Source organism: Salmonella sp. SAL04162, assembly GCF_046551535.1.
In the GTDB taxonomy this organism is placed as follows: Bacteria; Pseudomonadota; Gammaproteobacteria; order Enterobacterales; family Enterobacteriaceae; genus Salmonella; species Salmonella enterica.
The window spans coordinates 211886-225460 of sequence record NZ_JBGDVX010000005.1; the positions used below are offsets into that span (position 1 = coordinate 211886).

Consider the following 13575-nt stretch of genomic DNA (forward strand, 5'->3'; position numbering starts at 1 on the left):
ACGCTAAATTAATACCAAAATAAAAACAGAGGATTGTTGCGGCATGCGTTTTTGGCTTCTTGTTATCACAGCATTGTTCCTGGCAGGATGCAGTACTCATCGGGCACCGGCGCCAAACGCCAGATTATCAGACTCCATTACCGTCATTGCGGGTCTGAACGATCAGTTGCAGTCCTGGCGCGGTACGCCATACCGTTACGGCGGCATGAGTCGCAGAGGCGTGGACTGTTCCGGCTTTGTGGTAGTCACTATGCGCGACAAGTTTGATTTGCAGTTGCCTCGTGATACGCGTGAACAATCAAAAATCGGCACCAGAATCGATAAAGATGAATTGCTGCCCGGAGATTTGGTTTTCTTTAAAACCGGTTCGGGCGAAAGTGGTTTACATGTTGGTATTTACGATACAAATAATGAGTTTATTCATGCCTCTACCAGTCGTGGCGTGATGCGTTCATCGCTGGATAATGTGTACTGGCGAAAAAACTTCTGGCAGGCACGGCGAATTTAACCTCGCAGACGATATAAATTTTATAGTCTATTTTTAACATACCGTCGGTTGAACTTATGACATCTGTTGTCATCATATATAATGATATAACCGTAGCATTTACAAACGTACTTTTATTAAAAACGGGCGTGCTCACGCCCTGTTAAAAGTACAACATTGGATATTGGTTTATAATCAGAGTAAGTTAAAAAAAGGAACCGGTTTACCGGTAAACAAGAAAAATGATGACGCTTCAATTAGTATCTGAAGTTACGTCTGTTTCCGTCCGTAGTGACTGGATGGCGAATAGCGCCCTAACCATGGGACTGGCGTAATGATTGCTTCACTTGATGAGCTTTACCATTCCGAACTCTTTTTCCTTCCCGTCATGGATGAAAACGCTCGGCTTGTTGGTTTGGAGATTATTGCAACATTTGCCGCTGAAGACGGCGCCGTGCGGATGCCGACTGAGTTGGTAGCGCCTCGCCTTTCGGTGGAGGAACAATACTGTCTGTTTGTTGAAAAACTGGCGTTGTTAGAAACCTGTCAGCACTTTTTTATTCAGCATAAACTTATTGCATGGCTTAATTTACCGCCTGCAATTAGTGACTTATTATTATTAGATAGCGAACTTTTTTCCCGGGCAGCGCGCTTTCCGTTTCTTGAATTAGCTATAAATGAGAATTATCCTGGGTTAAACCAGGGCAAAAACAATGAAACGTTAGCTAATCTGGCAATGCATTTCCCATTAATGCTGGCAAATTTTGGGGCAGGCGAGGCGTCGACTAAAGCTATTTTCGATGGACTTTTCAAACGAGTCATGTTGGATAAAAACTTTATTCAGCAGCGTGCTGAAATGATCTCATTCGAACCATTCATGCACGCCATCGTTGCCCAGATCTCCTCCAGCTGCGAGTCGCTGATGATTGCCGGTATTGATACTGAGGCGATGTTTGCGCGCGCAGCGCCATTGGGGTTTAGCGCATTCCAGGGCGGACTATGGCCTCCGGTGCCGGTAAACCAGCTCATTAAACTCGTTCAGCGATAACCTTTCTGTTTGCCGGTGTTTAACCGGTGATTAACCGTCTACACTGAAGACAGGAGGCCCTATGACCCTGTCTTTTACTGCCCGTTGGCGCGATGAACTGCCAGCAACGTATACCGCGCTTTTACCCACACCGTTAAAAAATGCGCGACTGATTTGGTATAACGACGAACTGGCGCAGCAGTTAGCCATTCCCGCGTCGTTATTTGACGTTACCAATGGCGCTGGCGTTTGGGGCGGCGAAACCTTATTACCCGGTATGTCGCCTGTCGCGCAGGTATATAGCGGGCATCAGTTCGGCGTCTGGGCGGGACAACTCGGCGACGGACGCGGTATTTTGCTGGGCGAACAGCTCCTGGCGGATGGCTCGACCCTCGACTGGCATCTGAAAGGCGCCGGATTAACACCCTATTCGCGAATGGGGGATGGACGCGCCGTCCTGCGTTCAACCATACGAGAAAGTCTTGCCAGCGAAGCCATGCATTATCTGGGTATTCCCACTACGCGCGCGTTATCTATCGTAGCCAGCGATACGCCGGTTCAGCGAGAGACGCAGGAAACGGGCGCCATGTTAATGCGTCTGGCACAAAGTCATATGCGTTTTGGTCATTTCGAACATTTCTATTACCGCCGTGAGCCGGAAAAAGTTCAGCAACTGGCTGATTTCGCTATTCGTCATTACTGGCCGCAATGGCAGGATGTCCCGGAAAAATATGCTTTGTGGTTTGAAGAGGTGGCGGCGCGTACCGGAAGACTTATCGCCGAGTGGCAAACCGTCGGTTTTTCGCACGGCGTTATGAATACGGATAACATGTCGATTCTGGGGCTGACCATCGACTATGGCCCCTTTGGTTTTCTCGATGACTACGATCCCGGCTTCATTGGTAACCATTCCGATCATCAGGGACGTTACCGCTTCGATAATCAACCGTCGGTGGCGCTGTGGAATTTACAACGTCTGGCGCAGACGCTAACCCCTTTTATTGAGATCGACGCGTTAAACAGAGCGCTGGATCGTTACCAGGACGCGTTGTTAACGCACTATGGGCAGCGAATGCGCCAGAAGCTGGGCTTCTTTACCGAGCAAAAAGACGATAACGCTTTACTGAATGAATTGTTTAGTCTGATGGCGCGCGAAGGGAGTGATTATACCCGTACATTTCGGATGTTAAGCCATACGGAGCAACAGAGCGCTTCCTCGCCGTTGCGGGATACGTTTATCGATCGCACGGCGTTCGATGCCTGGTTCGAACGCTACCGGGCGCGATTGCGCACAGAGGCGGTGGATGACGCGCTGCGCCAGCAGCAGATGCAACGCGTGAATCCTGCGGTTGTGTTGCGCAACTGGCTGGCGCAACGCGCGATAGATGCGGCTGAACAAGGAGACATGGCGGAACTGCATCGGTTGCATGAAGTTTTACGTCAACCTTTTACCGATCGAGATGATGACTATGCCAGCCGACCGCCGGAGTGGGGAAAGCGGCTGGAGGTCAGTTGTTCAAGTTAGCCTGATGCCAGCAGCATCGTCTGCTGGCGGAGCGTTATTTGGTTAACAGTAGCTTACCAGCCTGAGTTTTACGCAACAGATACTCCTGACCATTGTGATCGATAATGACCTTGCCGTCCGGACCTAATAGCGACTGACTGTTGACGCGCCGTTCAGCGGCAGGGAGAAGCGTTTCATTGTCTATTTCCTTAGGGTGAGGCAGCTCGGTGTTATCCATACGCGACATGTTATTTATTAATAATCAAACTCACAATGATTATTATTATCAATAATTAATGAGATGACAGCAAGTGCTAATTCTGTGGAGTGATATACGCGCGCGGAGAGAAAAGGGCGGGTAAAGCATCGAAGAAACACCCATCCCGGCAGGATGGGCGAGCTATTAAAAGCGGCTATCTACCGCCGCGGCCAGTTTTTCCAACAGAACTTCCGTATCTTCCCAGTTCAGGCAGGGATCGGTAATGGACTGACCATAGATTAATGGTTGACCGCTGATAATTTTTTGCGTGCCTTCCCGTAAAAAACTCTCGGCCATAATCCCGGCAATTGCCGTGGAGCCATTACGAATCTGCTGGCAAATATCATCACATACCTCCAACTGGCGGCGATGCTGTTTTTGACAGTTGCCGTGGCTGAAGTCGACGACCAGATGTTCCGGCAGATCAAATTCATGCAACGTGTCGCAGGCGGCGGCAATATCTTCAGCGTGGTAGTTCGGTTTTTTACCGCCGCGCATGATGATGTGCCCATACGGGTTGCCACTCGTCTGGTAGATGGTCATCTGTCCGTCTTTATCCGGCGAGAGAAACATATGGCTGGCGCGGGAGGCGCGAATAGCGTCAACGGCAATGCGGGTATTGCCATCCGTACCATTTTTAAAGCCGACCGGACAAGAGAGCGCAGAAGCCATTTCCCGATGGATTTGGCTTTCGGTGGTACGCGCGCCAATCGCTCCCCAACTGATCAGATCGGCAATAAACTGGCCGGTGACCATATCAAGAAATTCTGTGGCGGTCGGTACTCCCAGTTCGTTCACCTGCAATAGCAAGCGACGCGCCAGTTCAAGCCCATAATTGACGCGGTAACTTCCATTCAAGTCGGGATCGGAAATCAGGCCTTTCCATCCCACGACGGTGCGCGGTTTTTCAAAATAGGTGCGCATGACGATTTCCAGACGCGCCTGATGCTTTTGGCGTTGTGCCTGGAGCTGCGTCGCGTATTCCATAGCAGCATTCAGATCGTGAATCGAACAGGGGCCAATGACGACCAGTAGCCGTGGATCTTCACCATTTAAAATCTTTTCTATCCGGCGTCGGGAGTCGGTAACATGACTGGCGACGGAGGACGATACAGGATACCGCTGCGCGAGTTCGGTCGGTGTTACCAGGCTGTCGATACGCGCAGTACGGAGTTCGTCGGTTCTGTTCATTACAAGTCTCAGAAATTTGTTGCTTCAACGGCAGGACTACCGGGAAGTGATGGGCATCACGATAAACCAATCCCTGCTGATTTCAAGTGCGAGGCGTGTCACACCTCGCAGGCAGAACAGCATGATAACAAAAACCAAACCATTAAACTAGTTTGCTAGTACATCCTGCGGTTAAGCCCCATAATATCGAGAATCTTGGTGGCTATCTCTTCAACGGAATAATTGGTGCTGTTCAGGCAGGGGATCTGATTCTTACGATACAGCGCTTCAACCTCCGCCACTTCCATGCGGCACTGACGCAACGAGGCATAGCGACTGTTTTCACGGCGTTCTTCGCGAATAGCCGCCAGGCGTTCAGGGTCAATTGTCAGGCCGAACAGTTTATGTTGTAGCGGTTTTAACGATGTGGGCAGCGTCAAATTATCCATATCATCGGCGATGAAAGGGTAGTTAGCCGCACGAATGCCGAATTGCATCGCCAGATAGAGGCTGGTGGGCGTTTTTCCACAGCGCGAAACGCCAAGTAAAATGACCTGAGCCTGATCGAGGTTGCGCAATGAAATGCCATCATCATGCGCCAGGGTATAATCGATAGCGGCAATACGGGCGTCATACTTGTTCAGGTTACCCGGATTAAGCCCATGAGTACGATGAGCGATCGGCGTCGGATCCAGTTTCATCTCCTGCTGAAGCGGCGCCACCAGCGCCTGGACGATATCCTGGCAGAAACCTTCGCTCTGTAAGATGATGGCGCGAATTTCAGGTAAAACAATCGAGTAAAACACCAGCGGGCGAACGCCGGTTTGCTGATAAATGGCGTCAATTTGGTCTTTGACGGCGCGGGCGCGACTTTCGTTTTCCACGAATGGCAGCGTGATGCTGCTGATCGTCACCGGAAACTGCGACATAACCGCGTGACCCAGGACCTCGGCGGTGATGGCGGTACCATCAGAAATATAGAAAACATGGCGATCAACAACATTATCCATTCTGTTCATCCTGAAGAGTAAACATAATTATCTGAAAGCATAAATTAAAAGTAACGGGAAACGTATAACTTGTCGCTTATTTTATAAAATGACAGGCACTTTTTATAATTAATGAAAAGTGTGTTTCATTTCCTGGAAACGCAGTTTATACCGGGGGGGATTAAGGGAATGCCGTGCTATGCGCGGGTTTGCGCAACTACGTAAACAATCTGAAAAAATGAAAAAATAAATTTGCTTGAACGATTCACCGTTTTTTTCGCGGGTTTAAGTATGCCAGGATAAATACGCAACTATGTGTTTCTTAAACTCGTTCATTTATCACAAAAGGATTGTTCGATGTCCAACAATGGCTCGTCACCGCTGGTGCTTTGGTATAACCAACTCGGCATGAATGATGTAGACAGAGTTGGGGGCAAAAATGCCTCCCTGGGTGAAATGATTACTAACCTTTCCGGCATGGGCGTATCCGTTCCGAATGGTTTTGCAACCACTGCCGATGCGTTTAACCAGTTTTTGGATCAAAGCGGCGTAAACCAGCGCATTTATGAGCTGCTGGATAAGACAGATATTGATGATGTCTCCCAGCTGGCGAAAGCGGGCGCGCAGATCCGCCAGTGGATTATCGACACTCCTTTCCAGCCGGCGCTGGAAAACGCCATCCGCGATGCCTATGCGCAGCTTTCGTCGGATGATGAAAATGCCTCTTTTGCCGTGCGTTCCTCCGCCACGGCGGAAGATATGCCAGATGCTTCGTTTGCGGGCCAACAGGAAACGTTTCTTAACGTTCAAGGCTTCGATGCGGTTCTGGTGGCAGTGAAACACGTATTTGCTTCTCTGTTTAACGATCGCGCCATCTCTTATCGCGTTCACCAGGGATATGATCATCGCGGCGTAGCGCTTTCCGCTGGCGTGCAGCGGATGGTTCGCTCCGATCTCGCCTCGTCAGGGGTGATGTTCTCTATCGATACCGAATCCGGTTTTGACCAGGTGGTCTTTATCACCTCGGCATGGGGATTGGGCGAAATGGTGGTGCAGGGCGCGGTTAACCCGGATGAATTTTATGTCCATAAGCCAACCCTGGCGGCAGGCCGTCCGGCCATCGTACGCCGCACCATGGGGTCGAAAAAAATCCGCATGGTTTACGCCGCCACCCAGGAGCACGGCAAGCAAGTGAAGATTGAGGATGTGCCGCAGGAACAGCGCGACATTTTCTCGCTCACCAACGAAGAAGTGCAGGAACTGGCGAAACAAGCGGTGCAGATTGAGCAGCACTATGGTCGTCCGATGGATATCGAATGGGCGAAAGACGGTCATACCGGTAAACTCTTTATTGTGCAGGCACGTCCGGAAACCGTGCGCTCCCGTGGCCAGGTGATGGAGCGTTATACGCTACATGCGCAGGGGAAAATCATTGCCGAAGGTCGTGCCATTGGGCATCGTATCGGCGCAGGTACAGTAAAAGTTATTCATGATATCGGCGAAATGAACCGTATTGAGCCTGGCGATGTGCTTGTCACCGATATGACCGACCCGGACTGGGAACCGATCATGAAAAAAGCGGCGGCGATTGTCACTAACCGTGGCGGGCGCACCTGTCACGCGGCGATTATCGCCCGCGAATTGGGCATTCCGGCGGTAGTCGGCTGCGGCGACGCCACCGAACGCATGAAAGATGGCGAAAAAGTAACCGTCTCCTGCGCAGAAGGTGATACCGGTTATGTTTATGCCGACATGCTGGATTTCAGCGTAAAAAGCTCCAGCGTAGACACCATGCCAGAGCTACCGCTGAAGGTCATGATGAATGTCGGCAACCCGGACAGGGCATTTGACTTTGCCTGCTTGCCGAATGAAGGTGTAGGTCTGGCGCGACTGGAATTCATCATTAACCGTATGATTGGCGTTCACCCGCGTGCGCTGCTGGAGTTTGACGACCAGGATGCCGCGCTGCAAAACGACATTCGTGAGATGATGAAAGGGTTTGACTCGCCGCGTGAATTTTACGTTGGTCGACTGACGGAAGGGATCGCGACGTTAGGCGCCGCCTTCTACCCGAAACGCGTTATCGTTCGTCTGTCTGACTTTAAGTCCAACGAATACGCCAACCTGGTCGGCGGCGAACGCTATGAGCCGCATGAAGAAAACCCTATGCTGGGCTTCCGCGGCGCGGGCCGTTACGTCGCAGAAAGTTTCCGCGATTGTTTTGCGCTGGAATGCGAAGCGGTGAAACGCGTGCGCAACGATATGGGCCTTACCAACGTCGAAATCATGATCCCGTTCGTGCGGACGGTCGACCAGGCGAAAGCGGTCATCGAAGAGCTGGCGCGCCAGGGGCTTAAACGCGGCGAGAACGGGCTGAAGATCATCATGATGTGCGAGATCCCGTCCAATGCCTTGCTGGCTGAACAGTTCCTCGAATATTTTGATGGCTTCTCGATTGGTTCTAACGACATGACGCAGCTGGCGCTGGGGCTGGATCGCGATTCCGGCGTGGTGTCTGAACTGTTTGACGAGCGTAACGACGCGGTGAAAGCGCTACTGTCGATGGCGATCCGCGCGGCGAAAAAACAGGGCAAATATGTTGGAATTTGCGGCCAGGGCCCGTCCGACCATGAAGACTTTGCCGCCTGGCTGATGGAAGAGGGGATCGACAGCCTGTCGCTGAACCCGGACACCGTGGTTCAGACCTGGCTGAGTCTGGCGGAACTGAAGAAGTAGTGTGATACCGGATGGCGGCGTTAACGTCGCCATCCGGCAATTTACACCGCGGTGTGCTCCTGGCGCAGCCGCTCAATAATATCCTGCCGCAACAGAAACTTCTGCACTTTGCCAGAGGCGGTTCTGGGCAGTTTTTCTACGATGACGATCCGTTCCGGATATTTATACTTCGCTACCCGTTTTCGACTGAAAAAAGCGGTCACTTCTTCCAGCGCCAGCGAAAGGTGCGGCGGTTTTAAGACCACATACGCGCATGAACGTTCGCCTAAGCGTTCATCAGGCATAGCAACGACGCAAGCATCGTGTATGCGAGGGTGTTGTAATAAAATATCTTCGACTTCGCGACTGCTGATATTTTCACCTCCACGTATAATAATATCCTTTTTGCGCCCGGTAATTTTGATATAACCGTCTTCATCCATGCGGCAGAGGTCGCCGCTGTAATACCAGCCCTCATTATCCAGTGCGCGGGCGGTAAGTTCCGGCTCGTCCAGGTATCCCATAAAAACGTTCGGCCCGCGCGAGGCTTCTTCGCCTTCGTGGCCTGCTGGAAGCGTATTGCGATCTTCATCCACGATTTTAATTTCTACACCGGTGGCGGCATAACCATCGGTATTCATCATGCGTGAAGTCGAATCACCCAGATTAACCATCGAGTGTGGAGAACTTTCTGTAGAACCGTAAATACTCAATAATTTGATACCGCGCTGCTGGCAGTCGCGGGCAACCTTTTTGGGAATAGTCGTGCCGCCGCATAAGAAGAATCGCAGTGAGGAGAGGTCGGCAGGCTGTTGCTCAACGGCACAAAGCAGATCGTAAATAAACGGCGTCGCGCCTGACATACAGGTACAGCGTTGCTGCGCTAATAAGGTAAGGCAGGCTTCTGGGGTAAAGATGTCCAGCAATACGCTGCGCGCCCCGATTAAAAAGGGTGCGGTGACGCCGTGTAAAAATCCGGTGGCGTGGCCCAGTGGCGCAGGCATCAGGAACACATCTTGCCAGGTTAAATTCAACCGCGCGCAATACGCCCGTTCACTGGCAAGAATATTATTGTGGGTCAACATTACCCCTTTCGGCATTCCTTCTGTGCCGGAGGTAAACAGCACTGCCGCCAGTTCATCACCGTGAATGTTAATGTCTGACTGCAACGGTTCGCTGCGGTCGATGATTTGACTAAGCGCAAGCGCTGTGGTGGCAGGCGCCAGTTTATCCACGCCGACAATATGCGTCAGATGGCGCAGTTGATTTTGTAGCGGAAGGATAAGATCGACCGGACGATTCTGTTTGAACACGGTGGGGGCGAAGAATATTTTAGCCTGACATTTGTTCAGCACCCAAACCAGCTCTGCTTCTCGCCAGGCGGGAAGTAGCGGGACAGATACCGCGCCCGTTTTCAGGCAGGCCAGATAAATGAGGGTAAACTCACACCAGCCCGGAAGCTGAAAGGCCACGCGATCGCCCGGTTGGATCCCCTGAGACAGTAACCAGTTTGCCAGGCGGCTTGCCGCGCAGTCGAGTGCGGCGTAGGTCCAGGACGCGCCATGATTATCGACCACGGCGATTTTATCGGGTACGGCGCGTGCGGTTTGCCGCCAGTAGTCGCCCAGTGAAGCATCGCCCCAGTAGCCGGACTCGCGATAGGTTTTCCGCCTTGCGGCGTCAAACGTTAATGTAACACTCATTGACTTGTTCTCTATTAATACAAATGACGTAATCTCCGGGGGCAAGCCGAATAAGACGCCGTAGCGTCGTTATCCGGTGTTTCAGAGCGTCAGCCGTAGCGAAACTCAACGCCGAACGTTCCCGCCGGGTATTCCCATTTTTCGAGAAGAGTATTGCCGCAGAGAACCCTGCAGGTCCCGCATTCCAGGCAGCCCGCGGAGTCAAAATGAATATTTCCCGCATCGTCCAGCTTATAGAGTCCGGCAGGGCAGGCTTTTATTAATTTATTAAACTCCTGCATGTCAGGCGAGGAGCGCAAAATGATATGTGGGTGTCCTTCATCTACGTAAAATTTATTTACGCCCAATTTGACGTCAACATTCACCTTATTGTCCGAACTCATAATGCCGTAGCCCCTTTTATGCCGTCTTTTAATAGATTCACCAGTCCAATTTTTTTCGCATGTGACAGGATAGTTTTACGCAACGGTGGGACTGGACCGCCATCAACGGTGAACAGATCGCCCACAATGTTTGCCGCCATTCGCGGGTACTCGGTAAAAAGCCGTGGGTTTTCCATTAATCCGGGGAGTTTGCGGAAATGCCGCATATCGCGTAACACGCCGTTTTTCTCCAGCGCGCGTTTGTAACCGGCAAGACTCGCGGCGGAAAAATCTTGCCGCGCTTTAGCGTCAATGGCGGTTTGAGCGGCCGCTTGCGCGGACGCGATGGCTAAATCCATGCCGCGGACGGTATAACCGAGATTCAGGCAAAGACCGGCGGCGTCGCCGACAATCATCACGCCGTCATTTGCCAGCTCCGGCATCATTGCTATGCCGCCTTCGGGCACCATATGAGCGGAGTATTCAAGCAGCGTTCCCCCCTGAATCAAAGGGCGTATTGCCGGATGCTGTTTAAAATCTTCCAGCATTTGCGGTACGCTTTTGGTCGCGTGAGCAATGTCGCCCAGGCCACATACCAGCCCCAGAGAAACCGAATCGCGGTTGGTATAAAGAAACCCGCCGCCCATGAGCCCGTTGGAGGGCGCGCCAGCGAATAACCAGGCGGCGCCTTCATGGGACGCCAGATTAAAGCGCTCTTCAATAAGTGCCGGAGAGAGCCCAATCAACTCTTTTACGCCGACGGCATAGTGATGCGCAGAAGAGACAGGCACCATGTCCAGTGAACGGCCCAGCATGGAATTCACGCCGTCCGCGAGAATCACAATATTCGCATCCAGAATATCATCCCCGGCCTGAACGCCAGTGACGCGATTGCCTTCACGTACCAGAGCGTCGACCCGCACACCTGGGATAAACTGCGCGCCAGCCTGTTCCGCCTGCGCCATTAGCCACGGGTCCAGTTTGTTGCGCAGTACGGTATATGACGTAAGGGGCGGAGTAGGGGGCGCACGGTGAAAATCAAGTGTGACGGCGCTTTCTTCGGTTAAAAAGGAGATTTTTTCACGGGTAACGACGCGTTCGATGGGGGCGGACGTTGCGAATCCCGGCATAATACTTTCGATACTGTGAGCGTAGAGCCGGCCACCGGTCATATTTTTGCTGCCCGCGCTGTTTCCGCGTTCAATAACCAGTACATCCAGTCCCGCTTTTGCCATCACATACGCGGCGACCGTTCCTGCTACGCCTGCGCCCACCACAATAGCGTCAAATTTATCATCCGACATGCTTTATGCTCCTTTCCCGCCGTATCGACGACGGGAGATGTGCGTTGAAAAAGGAATTAGCGGCTTAACTGGTCGATGAGGGCAGGAACAACCTTATAGATATCGCCCACCAGACCATAATCGGCATAATTGAAAATGGGCGCGTTTTTATCTTTGTTAATTGCGACAATAATTTTTGCGCCGTTTCCACCCACCATATGTTGAATTTGGCCGGAAATGCCCAGCGTCAGATAGAGATCGGATTTCAACAGAACGCCGGATACGCCAATATAACGCTCGCGTTCCATCCAGTTTTCACCTTCCGCAATGGGGCGGGAACAGCCCACTTCTGCGCCGAGGACGGTCGCCAGTTTATGCACCATATCCAGATCGCTTTGCGCCGCCAGACCTCGTCCTACGCCGATGACCCGTTTGGCTTTGCTCAAATCGACGCTGCTTAACGATTTCGCGCGCCGCTGCTGGCACAATACCTCGTGGCGTGGGGCAATATATGCCAGCGTGGTCAGCGGGCAAGTATGACTGGGGAGAGGGGCGGCGGGTTCCAGCACGCCGGGTGCCAGCGTAATAATCGCCTGCGGACTGTTTAATTTCTCTTTGCCGAAAGCAAGTCCGCCGTACATGCGATGCTCTGCGTGTAGCGTCCCGTCGAGGAGATCAATAGACGTCGCGTCGTTCACCATCACGGCGTCAAGCTGGATGCTCAGCCGGGCGCCCAGCGCTTTGCAGCGCTTGGTCGCCGCCATGAGCAGTAGCCCATTTTTGTCGCCTAATAACGAGGCCAGCGTTTCGGCATAGTTTTCCACGCGCTGCAAATCCGTATGCGATTCAAGAATGACTATCTCATCAGCGCCAAGCGCTTTAACGTAGTCGATCTCCGTGTTTCCTTGCACGATGGCGTAAACTTTTTCTCCCCACTGCCGCGCGCCGGTCATTAATTCGGCATAACGCTCTACGTTATCGCTAAATACCCATACGTTAGCTAAATGATTCATGATAATTTTCTCCGTTGGGTTTAGTTCAGGGATTTTTTCAAATGGTCGGCCAGTGCGGTAATGGCTTCCGGCGAATCGTTATCGAGAATGATATGCTTGCGTTCTGTCTGCGGCGGTACCGAGATGGCGACCAGTTCCGCCAGTGGCGTGGTTGGGGTCCAGTGGATATCGCTCGCCAGCCACGACGTAACGGCTTTTTTCCCGGCGCCGAGAATGGCTTTCATTGACGGGATGCGTGGAACGTTAATATCTGAAGTCACGCAAAGCACCGCGGGCAGCGTGAGCTCGATAATTTCAACGTCTTCTTCCAGTGTGCGTTCAACGATGATTTTGTCGCCGTCGCGTTGAATATGGCTTACTGCGTTGATGACGGGGAGTTTCAGAAGTTCGCCAGTCAGCAGGCCCACCTGTTGGGCATAAATATCGCCGGAGCCCTCCCCAAAGAGCAGCAGGTCAAAGCCGATTTTCTCCGCCGCGGATGCTAGCGCCAGCGCGGTTTCTTTGGGCAGGGCGTGCTCCAGTTGCGCATCCTGAACCATAAAAAGCGCATCCGGCCCGCGGGATAACACATCTTTGCGGACTTTTGAATTTTGTAACAGAGAGCCGCCGACGGTGAGCGCGGCGATCTCGTCGCCATCGCCAGCTAACTGCGCGGCGGCCTCAATTGCATTTAAATCAAACTGGCTGATTTTGGCCTCGGCACGATCAAAATTGAGCGAATGCTCCGGGGTCACGGTAATGTCCTGTTCTTCAGGCACCAACTTAAAGCAGGTTATTATTTTCATTGCATCTCCAGTGAGTCGCGTGCGGATAAGTAACGTAAATCTGACTGAAAATAGTCTGCGGCAGTCTGAAGAGGTTTACGATGGGTCAATCTGTTTTCCTTGCCAACAATCTTGCACGAAAAATCTGCGAACAGAGAATCGTTAGCAACCATCTGAAAAGGGCGTCATAAAAATGTAAATACGGTAGTGAGAATAATAAGTGCGAAGCATATCATCATTTTTTAACATGAAACGTGCGATGTTGTTTCTGTGAGGTTAAAAGAAAACATCAAAGATAT

At 51.9% G+C, this 13575-nt stretch carries 12 protein-coding genes; 4 read left to right on the forward strand and 8 right to left on the reverse strand.

The features are described 5' to 3' along the window. The first annotated feature begins 43 nt into the window (after nt 1–43). The 3 genes from ACLJRH_RS12220 to selO all read left to right on the forward strand — a co-directional run bounded on the left by ACLJRH_RS12220 (nt 44) and on the right by selO (nt 3039). Entirely contained in the window at nt 44–508 is a 465-nt protein-coding gene (locus tag ACLJRH_RS12220) for a C40 family peptidase (protein ID WP_001213256.1), read from the forward strand. A 313-nt stretch (nt 509–821) separates the two neighbouring features. Further along, nucleotides 822–1535, forward strand: a complete 714-nt coding sequence (gene ydiV, locus ACLJRH_RS12225) for an anti-FlhDC factor YdiV (RefSeq protein WP_000562004.1) — start codon at nt 822–824, stop codon at nt 1533–1535. 61 nt (nt 1536–1596) lie between these two features. Continuing rightward, nucleotides 1597–3039 (forward strand): protein adenylyltransferase SelO, encoded by a 1443-nt coding sequence (gene selO / locus ACLJRH_RS12230; protein WP_000175671.1) that lies wholly within the window; start codon nt 1597–1599, stop codon nt 3037–3039. A 34-nt stretch (nt 3040–3073) separates the two neighbouring features. Here the strand turns inward: selO and hemP are convergent, their stop codons facing one another. From hemP to ppsR, 3 genes are all read right to left on the reverse strand, one after another. Further along, nucleotides 3074–3265, reverse strand: coding sequence for a hemin uptake protein HemP (gene hemP / locus ACLJRH_RS12235; RefSeq protein ID WP_000089117.1), 192 nt, complete (start codon nt 3263–3265; stop codon nt 3074–3076). Nucleotides 3266–3421: 156 nt separating this feature from the next. Next, nucleotides 3422–4468 carry a 3-deoxy-7-phosphoheptulonate synthase AroH gene (aroH, locus tag ACLJRH_RS12240; RefSeq protein WP_001082196.1) on the reverse strand — a complete coding sequence of 349 codons (1047 nt, stop codon included), beginning with the start codon at nt 4466–4468 and terminating at the stop codon, nt 3422–3424. A 155-nt stretch (nt 4469–4623) separates the two neighbouring features. Further along, nucleotides 4624–5457 carry a posphoenolpyruvate synthetase regulatory kinase/phosphorylase PpsR gene (gene ppsR, locus ACLJRH_RS12245; protein WP_000370992.1) on the reverse strand — a complete coding sequence of 278 codons (834 nt, stop codon included), beginning with the start codon at nt 5455–5457 and terminating at the stop codon, nt 4624–4626. A gap of 336 nt (nt 5458–5793) precedes the next feature. Here ppsR and ppsA point away from each other — a divergent pair, with 336 nt between their 5' ends. Further along, a complete protein-coding gene (gene ppsA / locus ACLJRH_RS12250) occupies nt 5794–8172 on the forward strand; it encodes a phosphoenolpyruvate synthase (protein WP_000069333.1) in 2379 nt (792 codons plus the stop codon). A gap of 41 nt (nt 8173–8213) precedes the next feature. Here ppsA and fadK read toward each other — a convergent pair whose 3' ends face one another. From fadK to ACLJRH_RS12275, 5 genes are all read right to left on the reverse strand, one after another. Then, a complete protein-coding gene (gene fadK, locus ACLJRH_RS12255) occupies nt 8214–9854 on the reverse strand; it encodes a medium-chain fatty-acid--CoA ligase (RefSeq protein ID WP_023223193.1) in 1641 nt (546 codons plus the stop codon). Between the two features lie 89 nt (nt 9855–9943). Beyond that, on the reverse strand, nt 9944–10237 hold the full coding sequence (locus ACLJRH_RS12260; RefSeq protein ID WP_000093362.1) for a ferredoxin family protein: 294 nt from the start codon (nt 10235–10237) through the stop codon (nt 9944–9946). Continuing rightward, complete coding sequence (locus ACLJRH_RS12265; RefSeq protein ID WP_001278565.1) at nt 10234–11520, reverse strand: FAD-dependent oxidoreductase; 1287 nt, start codon at nt 11518–11520, stop codon at nt 10234–10236. The genes ACLJRH_RS12260 and ACLJRH_RS12265 overlap by 4 nt, the downstream gene beginning before the upstream one ends. 56 nt (nt 11521–11576) lie before the next feature. After that, nucleotides 11577–12512, reverse strand: a complete 936-nt coding sequence (locus tag ACLJRH_RS12270) for an electron transfer flavoprotein subunit alpha (protein ID WP_001015878.1) — start codon at nt 12510–12512, stop codon at nt 11577–11579. A 20-nt stretch (nt 12513–12532) separates the two neighbouring features. Continuing rightward, the gene (locus tag ACLJRH_RS12275) at nt 12533–13297 is read right to left on the reverse strand and encodes an electron transfer flavoprotein (protein ID WP_000692095.1); all 765 of its coding nucleotides are present in this window, start codon (nt 13295–13297) and stop codon (nt 12533–12535) included. Nucleotides 13298–13575 lie beyond the last annotated feature (278 nt).

Coding starts and splice junctions, on each gene's coding strand:
- ACLJRH_RS12220 (WP_001213256.1), top strand. CDS start 44: ATGCGTTTTTGGCTTCTTGTTATCACAGCATTGTTCCTGGCAGGATGC.
- ydiV (WP_000562004.1), top strand. CDS start 822: ATGATTGCTTCACTTGATGAGCTTTACCATTCCGAACTCTTTTTCCTT.
- selO (WP_000175671.1), top strand. CDS start 1,597: ATGACCCTGTCTTTTACTGCCCGTTGGCGCGATGAACTGCCAGCAACG.
- hemP (WP_000089117.1), bottom strand. CDS start 3,265: ATGTCGCGTATGGATAACACCGAGCTGCCTCACCCTAAGGAAATAGAC.
- aroH (WP_001082196.1), bottom strand. CDS start 4,468: ATGAACAGAACCGACGAACTCCGTACTGCGCGTATCGACAGCCTGGTA.
- ppsR (WP_000370992.1), bottom strand. CDS start 5,457: ATGGATAATGTTGTTGATCGCCATGTTTTCTATATTTCTGATGGTACC.
- ppsA (WP_000069333.1), top strand. CDS start 5,794: ATGTCCAACAATGGCTCGTCACCGCTGGTGCTTTGGTATAACCAACTC.
- fadK (WP_023223193.1), bottom strand. CDS start 9,854: ATGAGTGTTACATTAACGTTTGACGCCGCAAGGCGGAAAACCTATCGC.
- ACLJRH_RS12260 (WP_000093362.1), bottom strand. CDS start 10,237: ATGAGTTCGGACAATAAGGTGAATGTTGACGTCAAATTGGGCGTAAAT.
- ACLJRH_RS12265 (WP_001278565.1), bottom strand. CDS start 11,520: ATGTCGGATGATAAATTTGACGCTATTGTGGTGGGCGCAGGCGTAGCA.
- ACLJRH_RS12270 (WP_001015878.1), bottom strand. CDS start 12,512: ATGAATCATTTAGCTAACGTATGGGTATTTAGCGATAACGTAGAGCGT.
- ACLJRH_RS12275 (WP_000692095.1), bottom strand. CDS start 13,297: ATGAAAATAATAACCTGCTTTAAGTTGGTGCCTGAAGAACAGGACATT.